The 16964-nt window shown below is 71.6% G+C and carries 16 protein-coding genes and 2 tRNA genes; 9 read left to right on the top strand and 9 right to left on the bottom strand.

The features are described from left to right. The 3 genes from VMR86_05725 to VMR86_05715 form a co-directional block, all read left to right on the top strand. Window positions 1-438: hypothetical protein (locus VMR86_05725; GenBank protein ID HTO06539.1), on the top strand; the 438-nt coding region annotated here is incomplete at its 5' end. A 23-nt stretch (window positions 439-461) separates the two neighbouring features. After that, window positions 462-1667, top strand: coding sequence for a CoA transferase (locus tag VMR86_05720; protein HTO06538.1), 1206 nt, complete (start codon window positions 462-464; stop codon window positions 1665-1667). After that, window positions 1664-2596 (top strand): class I SAM-dependent methyltransferase, encoded by a 933-nt coding sequence (locus tag VMR86_05715; protein ID HTO06537.1) that lies wholly within the window; start codon window positions 1664-1666, stop codon window positions 2594-2596. Before VMR86_05720 ends, VMR86_05715 begins: the two co-directional genes overlap by 4 nt. A 1-nt stretch (window position 2597) precedes the next feature. Here the strand turns inward: VMR86_05715 and VMR86_05710 are convergent, their stop codons facing one another. After that, a complete protein-coding gene (locus VMR86_05710; protein HTO06536.1) occupies window positions 2598-3389 on the bottom strand; it encodes an enoyl-CoA hydratase-related protein in 792 nt (263 codons plus the stop codon). A gap of 22 nt (window positions 3390-3411) precedes the next feature. Between VMR86_05710 and paaA the strand changes: the two genes are divergently transcribed. The 5 genes from paaA to VMR86_05685 are packed head-to-tail and all read left to right on the top strand — an operon-like array spanning window position 3412 to window position 6551. Further along, complete coding sequence (gene paaA, locus VMR86_05705) at window positions 3412-4335, top strand: 1,2-phenylacetyl-CoA epoxidase subunit PaaA (GenBank protein HTO06535.1); 924 nt, start codon at window positions 3412-3414, stop codon at window positions 4333-4335. After that, on the top strand, window positions 4290-4625 hold the full coding sequence (paaB, locus tag VMR86_05700; GenBank protein HTO06534.1) for a 1,2-phenylacetyl-CoA epoxidase subunit PaaB: 336 nt from the start codon (window positions 4290-4292) through the stop codon (window positions 4623-4625). The genes paaA and paaB overlap by 46 nt, the downstream gene beginning before the upstream one ends. Next, window positions 4622-5377 carry a 1,2-phenylacetyl-CoA epoxidase subunit PaaC gene (gene paaC, locus VMR86_05695; GenBank protein ID HTO06533.1) on the top strand — a complete coding sequence of 252 codons (756 nt, stop codon included), beginning with the start codon at window positions 4622-4624 and terminating at the stop codon, window positions 5375-5377. Before paaB ends, paaC begins: the two co-directional genes overlap by 4 nt. Beyond that, window positions 5374-5760 carry a nuclear transport factor 2 family protein gene (locus tag VMR86_05690; protein ID HTO06532.1) on the top strand — a complete coding sequence of 129 codons (387 nt, stop codon included), beginning with the start codon at window positions 5374-5376 and terminating at the stop codon, window positions 5758-5760. Before paaC ends, VMR86_05690 begins: the two co-directional genes overlap by 4 nt. Next, window positions 5757-6551, top strand: a complete 795-nt coding sequence (locus VMR86_05685; protein ID HTO06531.1) for an arylamine N-acetyltransferase — start codon at window positions 5757-5759, stop codon at window positions 6549-6551. The genes VMR86_05690 and VMR86_05685 overlap by 4 nt, the downstream gene beginning before the upstream one ends. Before the next feature lie 62 nt (window positions 6552-6613). On the opposite strand, the gene VMR86_05680 is transcribed toward VMR86_05685, so the two are convergent. From VMR86_05680 to VMR86_05650, 7 genes are all read right to left on the bottom strand, one after another. Continuing rightward, a tRNA-Leu gene (locus VMR86_05680) sits at window positions 6614-6695 on the bottom strand. A gap of 36 nt (window positions 6696-6731) precedes the next feature. After that, entirely contained in the window at window positions 6732-7502 is a 771-nt protein-coding gene (locus tag VMR86_05675) for a PspA/IM30 family protein (protein ID HTO06530.1), read from the bottom strand. Window positions 7503-7511: 9 nt separating this feature from the next. After that, entirely contained in the window at window positions 7512-8909 is a 1398-nt protein-coding gene (locus tag VMR86_05670) for a sigma-54 dependent transcriptional regulator (protein HTO06529.1), read from the bottom strand. Further along, a complete protein-coding gene (locus tag VMR86_05665; protein ID HTO06528.1) occupies window positions 8906-10048 on the bottom strand; it encodes an ATP-binding protein in 1143 nt (380 codons plus the stop codon). The genes VMR86_05670 and VMR86_05665 overlap by 4 nt, the downstream gene beginning before the upstream one ends. 198 nt (window positions 10049-10246) lie before the next feature. After that, window positions 10247-12118, bottom strand: a complete 1872-nt coding sequence (locus VMR86_05660; protein HTO06527.1) for a CocE/NonD family hydrolase — start codon at window positions 12116-12118, stop codon at window positions 10247-10249. Beyond that, on the bottom strand, window positions 12111-12929 hold the full coding sequence (locus VMR86_05655) for a Stp1/IreP family PP2C-type Ser/Thr phosphatase (protein HTO06526.1): 819 nt from the start codon (window positions 12927-12929) through the stop codon (window positions 12111-12113). The genes VMR86_05660 and VMR86_05655 overlap by 8 nt, the downstream gene beginning before the upstream one ends. A gap of 75 nt (window positions 12930-13004) precedes the next feature. Further along, window positions 13005-13077, bottom strand: a tRNA-Lys gene (locus tag VMR86_05650). A gap of 68 nt (window positions 13078-13145) precedes the next feature. On the opposite strand from VMR86_05650, the gene VMR86_05645 reads away from it, so the two are divergent. Continuing rightward, window positions 13146-15518, top strand: a complete 2373-nt coding sequence (locus VMR86_05645; GenBank protein HTO06525.1) for a S41 family peptidase — start codon at window positions 13146-13148, stop codon at window positions 15516-15518. 12 nt (window positions 15519-15530) lie between these two features. On the opposite strand, the gene VMR86_05640 is transcribed toward VMR86_05645, so the two are convergent. Then, window positions 15531-16964 (bottom strand): DNA polymerase domain-containing protein (locus tag VMR86_05640; GenBank protein HTO06524.1); only part of this gene is annotated, 1434 nt, incomplete at its 5' end.

Genomic DNA, 16964 nt, shown 5'->3' with positions numbered 1-16964 from the left:
ATCGGCAATGGCATCGCGTTCACGAACTCGGACGTGAGCGGGGAGTTCCGCTTCGGGGTCGACCGCAGCCTCTTGCTCTCGCCCGATCTCTCGATCGGGTTCCTCGATCCGAACGTGCCCGAGTTGGGGTTCGACTCACTGTCGATCCACATCTCGATCGACGGCCAGCCAGTCGCGGACTTCTCGTTCACGGATCCTGCAGCCGTCCGTGCCGCGCTCGACGACCAGCTCATCCAAATCGACCTTCCCGCCTCGAGTCCGTCGGACATCGCTACGCTCGTGTTCTCGTTCGTGTTGCACACTTCCCCGCCCGGAGGCGGCGCTCCGAACTTCTTCAGTGACTTCGCGCTGATCGCCCACACGACCGCGCCCGAGCCCGCCGCCTGGGCGCTGCTGGCGCTCGGCGCCCTGATTCTGGGAACGCGCCGGATCGGGTAAGGTTGTGGTCTCGAGGAGGGACCATGACCGCACCGTGCGAGGGGCTGCGCATCGTCGAAGTCGCGAACTGGGTCGCGGGGCCGGCCGCGTGCGCGCTGTTCCGGGACATGGGGGCGCAGGTGCTGAAGGTGGAGCCGCCCGCGGGCGACACCTTGCGCCAGTTCAAGATGCGCAACCTGGGCTACGACACCGACCTGAACACCGCCTTCGAGATCGACAACCGGGGCAAGCGCTCGATCGTGGTCGACCTTGAGAAGCCCTCGGCGCGCGGCGTGGTCGAGAGACTCGTGGCCGACGCCGACGTCTTCCTCACCAACCTGACCACGCCCCGGCGCGAGAAGTACGGACTCACGTTCGAGAACCTCTCGCGCGTGAACCCGCGGCTCGTGTACACCTCGCTGACCGGCTACGGCACGACCGGGCCCGACCAAGGGCGCCCCGGCTTCGACTTCGCGGCGTTCTGGGCGCGCTCGGGGCTCATGGGGACGCTCGGCGAGCCGCCCTCGCCGCCGCCGCTGTGCCGCGGCGGCCAGGGCGACCACACCACCGCGCTGAACCTCGTGCTCTCGACCTTGCTCGCGCTGCGCGTGCGCGACCAGACCGGGCGCGCGCAGTACGCCGAGGTGAGTCTCTACGGCACGGGCATGTGGACCCTGGCGAGCGACCTGTCGGCCGCGCTCGTGACTCGCACGCACCCGCCGCGCCACGACCGCAGCGCGCCGGCGAACCCGATCTGGAACACCTACCGCACGGCGGACGGGCGCTGGCTCTTGCTGGTTCACCCCGACTCACAGCCGTTCTGGGCGCGTTTCTGCGCGGCGGTCGAGGAGCCCGGCTGGGCCGCCGATCCGCGCTTCGACTCCCCACCCAAGCGCACGACCGCGAACCGCGAGCTGGCGGCCGCGATCGGCGAGCGCTTCGCGCGTCGTGACTACGCGCACTGGTCGCACGCGCTCGACCGCGAGAAGCTGATCTGGGCGCCCGTGGCGACGCTCGACGAGGTGGTGGCGTGCCCGCAGGCGCGCTCGATCGGCGCGTTCACGCCGCTCGAGCATCCCCAGCACGGGCGCTTCGAGACCATGGCCGCGCCGTTCGCGTTGGCGGGCGCGGAGATCGCGCCGAAGGGCGTCGCGCCCGAGCTCGGCGCGCACTCGCGCGAGGCGCTCGCCGACCACGGCTTCTCGGCCGACGAGATCGCGCGGCTGGCCGCGGAGGGCGTGCTCGGTTGAGTGACTCGCCCGAGACCATGCTCGCCAACCGGCTGCGCAAGCGCGCCAAGCACCTGGCGAAGTGGGCGCGCCGCGAGGGAGTCACCTGCTACCGCGTCTACGACTGCGACATCCCCGAGGTGCCGCTGGTGGTCGACGTGTACGAGGCGCACCTCCACATCTCGGCGTACGCGCGCGACGACGACGAGAAGCGCGACGACGCCTGGCTCGAGCGCATGCGCCTGGCCGCGGCCGAGGCGCTCGAGGTCGCGCCCGTGCGCGCGATCGCCAAGCGCCGGGCGGGCCAGCCCGGCAGCTCGCAGTACGGACGCATGGCGCAGAGCGGCTCCTACTTCGCGGTCTCGGAGGGTGGCCACCGCTTCCGCGTGAACCTGCGCGACTACGTCGATACCGGGCTGTTTCTCGACCACCGCACGACCCGCGCGCGCGTGGGAGCCGAGGCCGCGGGCAAGCGTTTCTTGAACTTGTTCTGCTACACGGGCGCGTTCACGGTCTATGCGGCGGCGGCGGGCGCAGCGTCGTCGGTCAGCGTGGACCTGTCGAAGACCTACCTCGAGTGGGCCGCCGAGAACCTGCGGCTGAACCGGCTCGACCGACCCGAGCACCGGCTGGTGCGCGCCGACGCGGTCGAGTTCCTGGCGCGCGACCCCGGGCCGTACGACCTGGCGGTGCTGGACCCGCCCACCTTCTCGAACAGCAAGAAGACGCGCGGCGAGATGAACCTGCAGCGCGACCACGTGCAGCTGATCAACTCCACCCTGCGGCTGCTCACGCCCGGTGGCGTGCTGTGGTTCTCGACCAACTTCCGCCGCTTCAAGCTCGAAGCCGAGTCACTCGAGGCGAGCGCGATCGAAGACGTATCGCGCGCCACGCTGCCGGCCGATTTCGAGGACCCGAAGACGCGCTACTGCTGGCGCATGGTGCGCTGACTCAGCGCCCCGAGAACTTCGGCTTGCGCTTCTCCTGGAACGCCTTCACGCCCTCGCGGTAGTCGTGCGACTTCGAGGCGATGGCCTGCAGCGCGCGCTCGAGCTCGAGCTGGCGCTCCAGGTCCGAGTCCTGCGAGGCGTGGAGCGCCCGCTTGGTGAGTCCCAACGCCAGCGTGGGCATCTGCGCGAGCCGCGCGGCCAGCGCCTCGGCCTCGGGCAGGAGCCGGTCGGGCTCGTGCACGGCGAAGATCAGCCCGAAGAACAGCGCCTGCTCGGCAGTGAGTCGCTCGCCCAGGAGCGCCAGCTGCTTCGCGCGCGCCATGCCGACCAGGCGCGGCAGGAAGAACGTGCCGCCGCTGTCGGGGACGAGCCCGATGTTCACGAAGGCCTGGATGAACGAGGCGCTCCGGGCGGCCAGCACGAAGTCGCAGGCCAGGGCGATGTTCGCGCCCGCGCCCGCAGCCACGCCGTTCACCGCGCACACCACGGGCTTCTCGAGCGCGGTGATGCGCCGCACCAGCGGGTTGTAGCTCTCGGCGATCACGGCACTCACTTCGGCGCCGGCCGAGCCGTCGGGCGGCATGACCTCGGCCAGGTCCTGGCCGGCCGAGAACGCGCGGCCCGCGCCGGTGAGCAGCACGGCGCGCACGTCGCCGCGCGCCGCGCACTCGTCGAACGCCGCCTGCAGCTCGAGCGCCATCGCGCGGTTGAAGCTGTTCAGCACGTCGGGCCGGTTCAGCGTGAGGACGCCGACGCCGTCGCGCACTGCCCTGCCGATCGATTCCGTCGCCATGGCGGGATGATACCCTCCGGCGGTGACCAACGCGGAGCGCGAGCGGCGCTTTCAGGCGCGCATCGACGCGGGCGAGAAGATCGAGCCGAAGGACTGGATGCCCGAGTCCTACCGGCGCCAGCTCGTGCGCATGATGTCGCAGCACGCGCACTCCGAGATCGTGGGCCAGCTGCCCGAGGGCAACTGGATCACGCGCGCGCCCAGCCTGCGCCGCAAGCTCGGCCTGCTCGCCAAGGTGCAGGACGAAGCGGGTCACGGCCTGTATCTCTACGCCGCCGCCGAGACACTCGGCGTGTCGCGCGAGGACCTGATCGAGGCGCTGCTCCAGGGCGAGGCGAAATACTCCTCGATCTTCAACTACCCGACGCTCACCTGGGCCGACATCGGCGCGATCGGCTGGCTGGTCGACGGCGCGGCCATCTTGAACCAGACCATGCTGACCAAGTGCTCCTACGGGCCGTACGCGCGCGCGATGGTGCGCATCTGCAAGGAGGAGCGCTTCCACGAGCGGCAGGGCTACGAGATCATGCGGGCGCTCGCCCAGGGCACGCCGGCGCAGCGCGCCATGGCGCAGGACGCGTTGAATCGCTGGTGGTGGCCCACGCTCATGATGTTCGGGCCGCCGGACGGTGACTCGGTGCACAACGACGCGCTCATGGCCTGGGGCGTGAAGCAGAAATCGAACGACGAGCTGCGGCAATGGTTCGTCGACCTGGCGGTGCCGCAGGCGCGCGCGCTGCCGCTCGAGATTCCCGACCCGGCGCTGCGCTTCGACGAGGCCACGGGTCACTGGCAGCACGGGCCGATCGACTGGGACGAGTTCTGGCGCGTCGTGCGCGGCGGCGGGATCTGCAACCGCGAGCGCCTGCGCGCCCGGCGCGAGGCCGACGAGGAGGGACGATGGGTGCGCGAGGCCGCCGAAGCGTACGGCGAAAAGCAGCGCTAGCGCGCAAGCCCCAGGCCGCGCGCACGGAGTGGGCGCTCTGGGAGGTGTTCGTGCAGGAGAAGACCGGCCAGCCGCACGAGCACGCGGGCAGCGTGCACGCGCCCGACGCGGAGCTCGCGCTCGAGAACGCGCGCGACACCTACGCGCGCCGCGGGCCGGTCACGAGTCTCTGGGTGGTGGAGGCGCGGCACATCTCCTCGACCACGCCCGACGACTCGCCGTTCCTGCTCGGCCCCGGACCGGCGAAGCTCTACCGGCACCCGCGCTTCTACAAGGGAGCGAAGGAGTGAGTCGCGAGCTGTTCGAGTACCTGCTGCGCCTGGGCGACGACCGGCTGGTGCTGGGTCACCGGCTGTCGGAGTGGTGCGGCCACGCGCCGATCCTCGAAGAGGACATCGCGCTGGCGAACCTGGCGCTCGACCTGATCGGCCAGGCGAGTCAGTTCCTCGCGCTGGCGGCCGAGCTCGAGGGCGCCGGCCGCGACGCCGACGCGCTCGCGTTCCTGCGCGGACCGACCGAGTTCCGGAGCTGTCTGCTCGTGGAGCAGCCCAACGGCGACTTCGCGCGCACGATCGCTCGCCAGGTGCTGTTCGACACGGCCGGCGCGCCGCTGCTCGCCGCGCTCACGCGCTCCGCCGACGCGCGGCTGGCCGCCATCGCCGGCGCCGCGCAGAACGAGGTGCGCTACCACGTGCGCCACGCGCGCGGCTGGTGGCTCCGGCTCGGCCTGGGGACCGAGGAGAGTCACGCGCGCCTCCAGAGCGCGCTCGACGAGCTGTGGCCGTTCACCGCCGAGCTGGTGACTCCCGATGCGCTCGACCGCGCGCTCGCCGCCTCGGGCGTCGGGGCCGATCTCGCGGCGCTCCAGCCGGTCTTCACGCGCGACCTGCAGGGCCTGATGGCCCAGGCCAAGCTTCAGCCGCCCGCGCCCCTGCCCTATCCCGCCAGCGGCGGCCGGGCAGGCAAACACGGCGAGCATCTCGACCACCTGTTGTCGGAGATGCAGTCGGTGGCGCGCGCGCACCCGGGAGCAAGCTGGTGACTCACTCCGAGCTGTCCGACCTCGTGACCCGCTTCACCGACGCCTTCAACCGCGACGACCTCGACGCGGTCATGGGCTTCTTCGCCGACGACATCGTCTACGACGAGTTCAACGGCAAAAGGAGCCGCGGCAAGGCCGCCGTGCGCGCCGCGTTCGCGCCCCAGTTCGCGGGCGCGTTCGGGAAGATCCGCTTCGTGAGCGAGGACCTGTTCGTGGACCCGGTCTCGGGCAAGGGACTCATCCGCTGGCTGTGCACGATCGAGCGCGAGGGACGCAAGCGCGGCTGGCGCGGGCTCGACATCCTGCACGTCGTGGAGGGCCGGATCGCCGAGAAGCTCACGTACGCGAAGGCCGAGCGGCTGGCGCTCGACGAGGTGCCATGAGCGACTTGCTCGACCGCGCGTTCGAGAGACTCGGTCTGCGCTCGCGCCCGAAGCCCGACCTGGCCGGGCTGGAGTCACTCTACGCGGCCTGGTGCAGCCACGTGCCGTTCGACAACCTGCGCAAGCGCATCGTCATGGCGAAGAGCCAGACCGATCCGCTGCCGGGCGCCCGCCCCGACGATTTCCTGGCCGCGTTCCTCGCGCACGGCACGGGCGGCACGTGCTGGCCGTCGAGCAACGGCCTGCACGCATTGGTCTCGGCCTGCGGCTTCGACGTGCGCCGCATCTCGGCCTCGATGTTCGACCGCAACGACCACAACCACGGCAGCCTCGTGGTGCGGCTGGGCGACCGCGACTGGATGGTCGACTCGTCGATCGAGTGCGGCTTTCCGATCCCGCTCGAGCGCGGCGCGGCGCGCACGCTGGGCGACGCCGTCCACCCGATCCGGATCGAGCCGGTGGGCGATTCCTTCCGCGTGCACTGGGGCATGACCCAGTCGGCCGACACTCTGCCGTGTCGGCTGATGCAGGACCCGGTCGACGAGGCCTTCTACCTGGCGCGCTACGAGATCTCGCGCGGCTACTCGGTGTTCAACACCGCGCTCTACGCGCGCAAGAACTTCCCCGGCCGGCTGGTCTCGTTCACCGGCTGCAAGCGGCACGAGAAGACCGCCGCGGGAGTCAGCACCCGCGAGCTCGGCGACGCGGAACTACGCGCCGCGCTCACCGGCGAGATGGGCTACTCGCCCGCGATCGTGGCCGAGCTGGAAGAGACCGCCGGCTACGGCTGAGCCCGAGCTCGGGCTCGCGCGGCTCGACGAAGTCACTGCTCGAGCCTGACGGCCGGAGTGAGTGCCGGGGACAGGAGTCGAACCTGCACGCCTTGCGGCAACGGCTTCTAAGGCCGTCGCGTCTGCCAATTCCGCCACCCCGGCGGGAACGCGCCCAGGGTAGCGAAATCGGCGGACGAGTCAGCGCGCGGTGCTCACGGTCGCGGCCGGCGCGAGGTCGATCACGGTCTCGCGCGGAGCGGCGCCGAGCTGGGCGGCCGGCCGCAGCCGGCGCTTCAGCTCCTCGAGCTCGCGGCGGGCGGCGTCGAGCTTGGCCTCGTCGCGGATGGCGCGGACGCGCTTCTCGAGGCCGGAGTCCATGTCCACGTCGATGCGGCTCTCGGCCTTCATGCGCTCGATCTCGCCGCGCACGTTCTCGAGCGCGCGCATCTCGCTCTCGGTCGAGAGACCTTCGAAGGCCTCCTGGATGCGCTTGCGCGCGCGCGCGTTGGCCAGGGCGGCCAGCATGCGGACTTTCTCGCGCTCGAGGTTGCGGATCTCGCCGCGGAACTTGACCAGGTTGGTCTTGGCGGCCTCGCACTCGGCAGACACTTCGTCGAGCTCCTTCTCGGAGCGCTCGAGGTCCTGCAAGAGGCCGTCCTTCTGCGTGATCAGGACGAGCGCGACCTCGTCGTCGCTCTTGCCCACCGCGCGCGCGATGTCGGTGTGCAGGCGCGCGAGCTCGGCGCGGCGGTCGCGGATCTCGCCCTCGATCTTGTTGCGCATGTAGAGGATGCCGGCGACGGCGCGCTTCAGGTCGGCGTACTGGCGCACGCGCTCGCTGATCGCGCGCTCGTAGACCGCGTCGGGGCTCTGCGCCTCGCGCTCGCGCATCCAGACCGCGAAGATGCCATTCATGAGATCGCGGAACCGGGCCAGGAAGCCGCGCTGCTGTGAGTGGTACGTGGTCATGGTCTCCTCCTAGGAATCGTCGTGCCAATCCTCGGCACGCAGATCCAGCTCGCGAATCTTCTGCTGCAGGCTCTGGCGCACCATGCCGATCGCCTCGGCGGTGCGAGACACGTTGCCGCCGTGGTCGCGCAGGGCCTTGATGAGATAGGCGCGCTCGAAGCTCTCCACGGTGTGGCGCTTCGCGTCGCGGAACGGCACGCCGGCCATGACCAGCGGCTCGGAGCTCGGCGCGGCGGGCTCGCCATCGAGCGCGAAGTCGCTGGCCTGGATCTCGTCGCCCGAGGCCAGCACCGCCGCGCGCTCGATCGCGTTGCGCAGCTCGCGCACGTTGCCGCGCCACGAGTGAGTCGCCAGCCGCGCCAGCGCCTCGGCCGAGATCGGCTTGCGCGGGCGGTGCAGGCGCTCCGCGACCTGGTCGAGGAAGCGCTGCACGAGCAGCGGCACGTCCTCGAGCCGCTCGCGCAGCGGCGGCACGGTGACCTCCACGACCTTCAGGCGGTAATACAGGTCTTCGCGGAAGCGGCCGGCGCGGACCTCGGCCTCGAGGTCGCGGTGAGTCGCGGCGACCACCCGCACGTCGACCGTGACTGGGCGGTTGCCGCCCACCGGCTCGAAGCTGCGCTCCTGCAGCACGCGCAGCACCTTGGCCTGGGTCTCGGGCGCCATGTCGCCGATCTCGTCCAGGAAGATCGTGCCGCCGTTCGCGGCCTCGAACTTGCCCACGCGGCGCGCATCCGCGCCCGTGAACGCGCCTTTCTCGTGGCCGAACAGCTCGCTCTCCACCAGCTCACTCGAGATCGCCGCACAGTTCACCGCCACGAACGGCCGGGCGCGGCGCGCGCTGCGCTGGTGCAGCGCCTGCGCGACCAGCTCCTTGCCCGTGCCGCTCTCGCCGCGGATCAGCAGCGACAGATCGGTCTCGGCGACCTTCTGGATGGTCTCGAAGATCTGGCGCATGGCGCGGCCCTGGCCGACCAGGTTCTCGAAGCTGTACTCGCGCTCGACCCGCTCGAGCAGCATGCGGTTCTCGCGCTGCAGCTGCGTGCGCTCGAGCGCGTGTCTCACCACGACGCGCAGCTCCTCGTTGTCGAAGGGCTTGGGGAGATAGTCCTCGGCGCCCTGCTTCATGGCTTCGACCGCGACTTTCTCGCTGCCGTGCGCGGTGATCATCACGACCGCGGTCTCGGCGCGCGCCTCGCGGCTCGCGCGCAGCACGTCCATGCCCGAGATACCGCGGCCGAGCGCCAGGTCGGTGATCACGAGGTCGTAGGTCGCCTCACCGAGCTTGCGCACGGCGTCCTCGCCGGTGTCGGCCAGGTCGACGTCGTAGCCGTCGCGCCGCAACAAGCCGCGCAGCGCGAGCTGGATGGCTTTCTCGTCCTCGACGATCAGGATCCGCGCGCTCATGTCCGCGCCTCCGGGCTCTGGGCCTGCTTGGGGAAGTGCAGCGTGAACTCGGTGCCCTGGCCGGGCGCCGAAGTGACTTCGATCGAGCCGCCGTGGGCGTCGACCAGCTTGCGCGTGATCGCCAGCCCGAGACCCGTGCCGTTCGCCTTCGAGGTGAAGAACGGCTTGAAGATGCGTGACTGCGTGTCCGGGTCCATGCCGGGGCCGTTGTCCTTCACGCGCGCCCAGATCTCGCTGCCGCCCAGGTTCTCGCCCAGCGCGATGGCGAGTGACGGGTCGCGCGTGTGCGCCTCGGCGAACGCGTCGAGCGCGTTGCCGATCACGTTGATGAACACGCGACGCAGCTGCTCGGCATCGCCGACCAACTCACCGGGCACGTCGAAGTCACGGCGGATCTTCACGCCGCTCGACTGGATGCGCTCGCGCATGGTCTCGAGCGCGCCCTCGACCGCGTCGCTGAGCTTCATCTGCCGCGGGTGCATCTCCTCCTCGCGCGCGTAGCGCAGGAGGTGCGAGATCGACTTCTCCACCCGGTCGAGCTCCTGCAGCGCGATGTTCGCGTACTCGACGTTCTCCGTGGACGACGGGTCCTCGCCGAGCTGCTGCACCAGGCTCTTGGCGGCGGTGATCGGGTTGCGGATCTCGTGCGCGATCGAAGCGGACAGCTCCTCGAGTGAGCGGAGCTTCTCGTCCTCGAGCACCACGCGCTGGCGAGACACGGTCTTCGCGACTTGCTTCTCGACCTCGTCGCGCACCCACTTGTGGCGCAGGCCCGGCGCGACGAACGCCTGGAAGTAGTGGGAGAAGAGACCGACGCCCCAGCTCAGCGCCACGATCGCGCCCACGAAGCGGCCGGCGACCAGAGTCAGGAACAGCACCACGGTGACGTACGGAACCAGATGGCGGAAGAACGCGATCTTGCGGTCCGCGGCACGGCGCGCCTCGCGGTAGGCCTCCTCTTCGGGAGTCAGCTCGCGCCCGCGGCGCCGCTCGCGGCGGCGCGACCGCTCGGCCTCGCGCTCGGCCAGGCGCGCTTCGCGGTCGGCATGGCGCTCGGCGCGGCCGGGGCGGCTCCAGTCGTGGTGACGACCGTAGCGCTTGGCCTTCCACTTCTCCCAGTCGTCCCAGTCGCGACCCATGCGCTTCACTCCGCACGGACCGATCCCCCCGAACAGAAGCTCGAGCGGGTTCGGAGTCGGTCCGCGGTGGATTGTAATTCGCGGCATCGCCCGAGCCCGGGAGCAAAGCGCATGCCCGGCGAAGCGCGCGCTGCGCGCCCCGCGGGCGGGTCCGCCCTGCCAGCGCCGGCTGGCAGTGCAGGCGGTGGCCTGCACGGCTCAGTCGCGCGGAACGACCGGCAGCTCGAGCCGCGAAGCGCCCGCCGCACCGCGCGAGATCTGCCAGTGGGCCGCCGCGCCGGGCGGCGGGGCGAACTGGTCGCGGTCGGCGCCCGCCAGCGCGAGCCGCAGCCGGTGGCCGCGGCGGAACAGGTGGGAGATCGGCTGCAGGTCGAAGTCCAGCTCGGCCAGGGCGCCGGGCAGGAGCGGGCGCGCGTCGGCGCGCAGGAAGCTGTGGAACGGCGTGGTCTGCGCGTACGGCGCCTTGTCCACGGGCCGCAGCATGCGGTGGAGCGCGCGGAACTGGCCCTCGCTCACGTAGCCCACGAACCCGTCCGGAGTGACGTCTTCCAGGTAGGCGAAGACCGCGGCATCGCTGCCGTCCGCGCGCAGAAACAGGTGCAGGATGGGGTGGCCGGTGACCTCGAGGTCGCGCTCGAGCGGCGCGGACTCGTACACCGCGCTGTGTCGGTCGGCGCCGGACCGGTCGCCGTACTCGGTCCAGGTCGGCACGGCCAGGGCGTGCCAGCGGGTCGAAGTGCCACTGCTCGACGCGGGGTCGGGCACGTACGAGTCAGTCCCCTCCGGCTCACTCGGCGGCCCGGGCAGCAGCGCGGCGCCCGCGGCCAGATAGAACGCGGTCGGCGACGACGGCGGCGGCCAGCTGTCTCCGTGCTTCCAGCGGCCCTCGCCGGTGGTGAACCAGCGGACCCGCGGCTCCGTGTCCCAGCCGTTCTTCGCGCCGCGCAGGTGGAAGTCGAAGAAACGCAACAGCTCGCCCGCGTGGTCGAAGTCACTGGCGCGCGTGGGCTCGAGCGGGTCGACCTGCTGGTCGCCGCCGTGATTCCAGGGCCCGAGCAACAGCCGCGAGCCCGGGTTGCGCAAGCTGCGGAAGCGCTTCACCGCGGCGTGCGCGTAGGCGCCGTCCGACCAGCCACTCACACTGTAGATGGCGGCGCCCGAAGCCTCGATCGCGGCGCGGCGCGCGCCGTGCGGGCTCCAGGCGGCGATCGGCAGGCCGAGCTCGGGCGGCACGTCGTCGCGGAACTCGATCTCGCTCGCGGCCCGCGCGATGTCGAAGTTCGGCGCGTGCGCGACCTGAGCGGCCTCGACGCCCGCGGCGCCCTCGGGGCCGTCGACCGGCCGCGGTCCGGACACGAACAGCGGCACCCACCAGGGGAACGCGCTCCACAAGTTCCCGCGGTCGATCGCGTCGTTGAAGCGGCCCCACTCACGCGTGAACCACTCCAGCCGCACGCCGCCCGGGAACGCGATGTCGCTGTAGCCGTCGAACAGCGAGAAACGCGGCGCGACCGCGCGCACGGCCGGCCGGCCGGCGGCGAGCAAGAGCTCCGCGGCCGTGCCGTCGTACGAGTCACCGAGCGCGCCGACCGCGCCGCTCGACCAGGGCTGGCGCACGATCCAGTCCACGAGCTCGCCGCCGTCGGCGACCTCGTCGTCGGACCAGAGCGAGAGCTGCACGCCGCCCGACGCGCCCGAGCCGCGCACGTCGACGTCGAGCCACGCGTAGCCGGCGGCGATGAAGCGCTCGGCGAGCGGCTGCGGCCGGTCGGCGAACGGCCGCGCGAACCAGCGCAGCCGCGGCGCGCGCCAGTAGCGGGTCATGCGCAGGATGGCCGGCACGCGCGCGCCCGAGGCCACCGCCTCGGGCAGATACAGATCGACCGCGATCCGCACGCCGTCGCGCATCTGGACGTAGAACGATTTCCGGGTGTACACCGCGGAGTGTCGCTCCGCGCCCTCCGAGTCGGCGCGCCAGCTGGCGTCGCCGCCGAGCGCCGCGCCCGCGAGCGCGAGCCCGAGCGCCGCCGCGACGATCCTCGCAAGCCCCGCGCGCCGGGACTCACCCACGTCGCGTGAGTCTGCGCAGGAGAGAGCGCAGGAAGCCGCCGCGCGCGGGCGCGGCGAACGCCGGCGCCGGCAGCGCCGACGCCACCGCGATCACCACGGTCACGTTGTCCGGCCCGCCGCGCTCGTTCGCCATGGCGACCAGCTTCTTGGCCGCGAGCTCGGGCTCCTCGTTCCCCACGACCGCCGCGATCTCCCGCTCGGGCACCACCGACGAGAGACCGTCGCTGCACAAGAGAAAGCGGTCGCCCGGCCGCACCTCGAGCTCGCGCAGGTCCGGCTGGACTTTCTTCGCCGCGCCCAGCGCGCGCAAGAGCTCGTTGCGCCGCGGGTGACCCTCGGCCTCGTCGGGCTGCAGGATCCCCGCGCGCACCCACTCCGCCACCACCGAGTGATCGGCCGAGAGCGCCTCGAACTCGCTGCCGCGCGCGCGGTAGACGCGACTGTCTCCCACCCACGCCAGCCAGGCGCGCCCGTCGCGCGAGAACCACAGCGCGACCGCCGTCGTGCCCATGCCCGCGAGCTCGGGCTGCCCCGCCGCCGCCTCGATGATGCGCGCGTTCGCCGCCGAAAGACCCCGTTCCAGGCGCCGGCGCGGGTCACCCGACCCGCTGAGTGCCGCGCCGAGTGTCTCGATGCAGATCCGGCTCGCGGTGGCGCCACCCGCGTGACCGCCCATGCCGTCGGCCACGATCAACAGCCGCTCGCCGGAGGCGTTCTCGAACTCGCCGAACGCGTCCTGGTTGTCACGGCGCGCGCGACCGACGTCGCTCAGCGACGCGGTGCGGACGACGGTGACCTCCCCCAGAGCCACCCCCGGACTCTAAGGGCGCGAAAAAACGGGGGCAAGCAGGCCACTGACTTGCGCGCGCCGATCGGTCCAAAGCCTTGAGCGCGGACGGGATCGAACCGTCGACCGAGGGATTAAGAGTCCCTTGCTCTACCGACTGAGCTACGCGCCCGCGCGCATGATAGCGGGGAATTCCGAGTGGGCGACCGGGCCGGCGGGAGCCGCTAGACTCCGCGCCCGATGTCGAACCGGCACTCCTTGTTCCCGATCCGCGCCCGCTCACTGCCCCTCTTCTATGCCGCGATCCTGGCGATCGGCTGCGCCACCGTGCCGACCCTGCCCACGGACGAGGCGCCGCTCAAGATCACCGACGCCGCCTTCCAGAAGACCGGGAGCCTCTACCTGTGGCCCGAGCGGCTCGACCAGCGCATGCTGGTCGGCGCGCTCGATGCGCTGGAGCAGCGCTTCGACCGGGTGCGCTTCGACGTGCAGGGCCAGGAGGGTGTGCTCGAGGTCAACGGCGCCTCCGTGCGCGTGCCGCTCGACCCGAAGTTCGACGCCGAGGACTACAAGGACATCCTGGCGCGCTGCCTGAAGTTCACCTCCGAGCACCTCGACGAGCCGATCGAGCCCGACGACGACCTCGAGCACGTGGCCCTGCGCGGCGCGCTCGGCGCGCTCGACCGCTTCACCACCATCTTCTCCGGCCGCGGCAGCGAGGACTTCAAGATCCGCTTCGAAGGGAAGCTCTCGGGCATCGGCGCGCGGCTCGGCCGGCGCGACGGCGACCTGATCGCGGTGCGCGTGTTCCCCGGCAGCCCCGCCGCCAAGGGCGGGCTTAGGGACGGCGACGCCATCCTGTCGATCGACGGCGATCCGACCCGGCCGCTCTCGGTCGAGGAGGCGGTCGACCGCATCCGCGGCCAGGCCGACACGGTGGTGGCGCTGGGCGTGGAGCGCGGCGACGAGAAGAAACAGAAGCTCGCCGTCACGATCACGCGCGGCGAAGTCATGATCCCGAGCGTCGAGTCGAAGAAGCTCCCCGGCCCGGGTCACATCGGCTACGCGCAGGTCTACCAGGTGAGTCGCGAGACCGCGACCGAGTTCCGCGACCGCGTGGGCGAGCTCGGGCCGATCGACGGCCTGGTGATCGACATGCGCGAGAACACGGGCGGCAGCATGATCGCGGCCGCGCAGCTCGCCGACCTGTTCCTCGACTCACAGCTGATCGTGCGCACGGTCATGCGGCCCGACTTGCCGACCGACCCGCGCGGCAGTCTCTTCGCGCATCCGCAGGTGCTCTACCACTTCCCGGTGGTGATCCTGGTCGACCCGCTCACGGCCTCGGCCGCCGAGATCATCTCCGGGGCGCTCCAGTCGCGCAGCGACGTGACCCTGGTCGGCCAGAAGACCTTCGGCAAAGGCCTCGTGCAGCAGGTGCTGGAGCTTCCGGACGAGAACCTCTTGAAGCTGACGGTCGCCGAGTATCTCCTGTCGGGCGACCGCGCGATCAACGAGAAGGGCATCCCGCCCGACGTGCCGCTGTTCCCGGTGGCCAAAGCCTCGCTCGCGCCGCTGGCCGACGTGCCCGCGGGGGCGATCCCGTATCTGCGCGGCACGGGCGAGGAGGACTCGTTCCCGGTCGACGCGGGCGCCGTGCTCTTGCGCAAGCCGCGCCCCGAGGCGCTGGCCGAGGTGCGCAAGCTCGCGTACCAGGGCATCGCGGCCGACCTGGCCAAGTTCCAGGTGCCGTGGGTCGCGCACCGGGCCGAGGGCGACCAGCCGCTGCCCAAGCCACTCGAGATCAAGAGCAGCGCGAGCTCGTTCCGCGCCGGCGAGACGGGCAAGCTCAAGCTCACCGTCACCAACCCGAACAACTTCGACATTCCCGACCTGTGGATCGCGCTGTCGGGCAACGCCGAGTATCTCGACAATCAGCTCGCGGCCATGGGCACCTTGAAGGCGGGCGAGAGCCGCTCGGGCGAGTTCGAGCTGACTCCGCCGGACGGCATCTCGGTGGCGCACCACCCGGTCGACGTGCTGGCGGCCAGCGGCGACCGGCCGCTGGGCAAGCAGCGCATCGTGCTCGAGGTCGCCTCGCGGCCCGTCGACCTGGAGATCGAGGTGCAGCGCACCTCGCCCGACGAGGCGCGGGTGCGGCTCACCAACAAGAGCGCGCACCGCGCCAGCTCACTCACCGTGGCGGTGCCGGGCGCGACGCGCTCGCTCGAGAAGCTCGAGCCCGGAGCGACCCAGGACTTCGACCTGCCGCTGCCCGCGCAGCCCAAGACCATCTCGATCGCGCAGATCGGCCCGTGGGCTCAGCGCCGGGTCGACGTGCCCATTCCCGCCCAGAGCGCGCGCTACACCCTGCCCGAAGTGGTGCTCGACGAACGCCCGACCGACGTCGCCCTGCGCGCTCACGCGGCCGGCGGCCTGCGCGACGGCTGGATCGCGCTCGACGGCCAGAAGAAGGCGCTGGCCGGCTTCGAGGGCAAGTCCGAGGCGGAGCTCGACGTGCCGATCGCCGCCGGCGAGCACGACCTGGTGGCCAAGGTCGAGACCAGCGACGGCGTGTCGATCTTCGACCTGCGCCGGCTCACGCGCGACTGACTCGCGCGCGACTCACAAGAGCGCCAGCTGGCGCGGCTGGTCGGTGACTTCGTCGAAATCCTGGCCGAGCTGCGCCAGGATCGCCTGCGCGATCGGCCGCACGACCTTGTCCACGTAGTGCGCGCGGTCGACGTCCCGGGGCAGCGCGCCCTCGGGCTCCACCGGCTCGGGCCCGCCGCGCGTCTGCACGTAGTGCACGACCCGGCCGACGCCCGGCCCGGCCTTGCGCGCGGCCTCGACGTGCGGCGGCGTGGCCGCGGTGTAGCGCTCGACCGCGCCCTTGCGCAGTCCCTTGCGGATCACGAGCTCGTGATCGAGGCGGCCTGCGAGCAGGTCGGCGACCGTCTCGCGCACGAACGGCGCGACCGGCTCGTCGCGAAACAGCCGCTCGAGCATGCCGCGCTGCAGCCGGCGGCCGACCTCGGGCCAGTCCCGCCGCACCGCCTCGAGACCCACCACGTGCACGCTGCCCTTCACCAGACCCGCATAGCGCTTCTTGCTGCCCTGCGTGCCGCCGCGCAGCGCGGGCTGGAAGAAGCGCTCGAAGACGTGCTCCAGCTCGAGCTCGAGCCGCGGCTCGACCGACCACTCGCGGCGGATCGACTCACTGAGCTCGGCCTGGACCCGCGCGCGCAGGGCCTCGGCCGCCCGGTAGGCGCCCTCGACCGCGAGTGACTCGTCGACCTGCACGAACACCGAGTCGGTGTCGCCGTAGAGCACGCGCGCGCCCGCGGCTTCGAAGGCCCGCCGCGTGCGCTCGAGCATGAGCCGGCCGAAGCCCGTGACCGCGTTCGCGACCTCGGGGTCGAAGAAGCGGCCCGAGGGCGCGCCGAGCACGCCGATCATGGCGTTCATCATGATCTTGATCGCGAGATCGGCGTGGCGGTCGCCGCGGCGCTTGGCCTCTTCGCGGCGCACGGCGAAGCGCGCCAGCACCTCGGGCAGGATCGCCTCGCGGCGCGAGAAACGCGCGCCGTTGGGGGCGGCGAGTGAGTCGCCCTCGGACGCGACCGCGTGCGCCAGCGGGTCCAGGTTGAAGGTGCGCATGAGGCTCGGGTACAGGCTCTTGAAATCGAACACCGCCACGTTGCGGAACACCCCGGGGTGCGAGTCCATGACCGCGCCGCCCGACACGGGCGAGCCGGTGACCGGCTCGCTGCGGTTCACCGAGGGCGCCACGCGCCCGCGGCGGCGCAGCTCGGGCAGATACAACAGGTCGAACGAGGCGATGCTCGCGCCCACGCGGTCGAGCTGCATGCCGCACAACAGGCTGCGTTCGATCGCCAGCTCGAGCAGTGACTCGCGTTCGAGGATGTCGAGCACCAGCACCGCGTCCTCGCGGTTGTAGGCCACGAAGGCCGGCAGGTCCTCGCGGTACAGGCGCAGGATCTCCTCGACGCGGGCGCGCCCGGCGTGCGCGATGCGCTTGCCGCGGCCGAGCAGGGT

Source organism: Myxococcota bacterium (assembly GCA_035498015.1).
Classification (GTDB): domain Bacteria; phylum Myxococcota_A; class UBA9160; order SZUA-336; family SZUA-336; genus VGRW01.
This window is presented reverse-complemented; position numbering and strand designations above follow the sequence as displayed.

Coding starts and splice junctions, on each gene's coding strand:
- VMR86_05710 (HTO06536.1), bottom strand. CDS start 3,389: ATGGCGACGGAATCGATCGGCAGGGCAGTGCGCGACGGCGTCGGCGTC.
- paaB (HTO06534.1), top strand. CDS start 4,290: ATGGGTGCGCGAGGCCGCCGAAGCGTACGGCGAAAAGCAGCGCTAGCG.
- VMR86_05720 (HTO06538.1), top strand. CDS start 462: ATGACCGCACCGTGCGAGGGGCTGCGCATCGTCGAAGTCGCGAACTGG.
- VMR86_05685 (HTO06531.1), top strand. CDS start 5,757: ATGAGCGACTTGCTCGACCGCGCGTTCGAGAGACTCGGTCTGCGCTCG.
- VMR86_05645 (HTO06525.1), top strand. CDS start 13,146: ATGTCGAACCGGCACTCCTTGTTCCCGATCCGCGCCCGCTCACTGCCC.
- VMR86_05670 (HTO06529.1), bottom strand. CDS start 8,909: ATGAGCGCGCGGATCCTGATCGTCGAGGACGAGAAAGCCATCCAGCTC.
- VMR86_05665 (HTO06528.1), bottom strand. CDS start 10,048: ATGGGTCGCGACTGGGACGACTGGGAGAAGTGGAAGGCCAAGCGCTAC.
- VMR86_05675 (HTO06530.1), bottom strand. CDS start 7,502: ATGACCACGTACCACTCACAGCAGCGCGGCTTCCTGGCCCGGTTCCGC.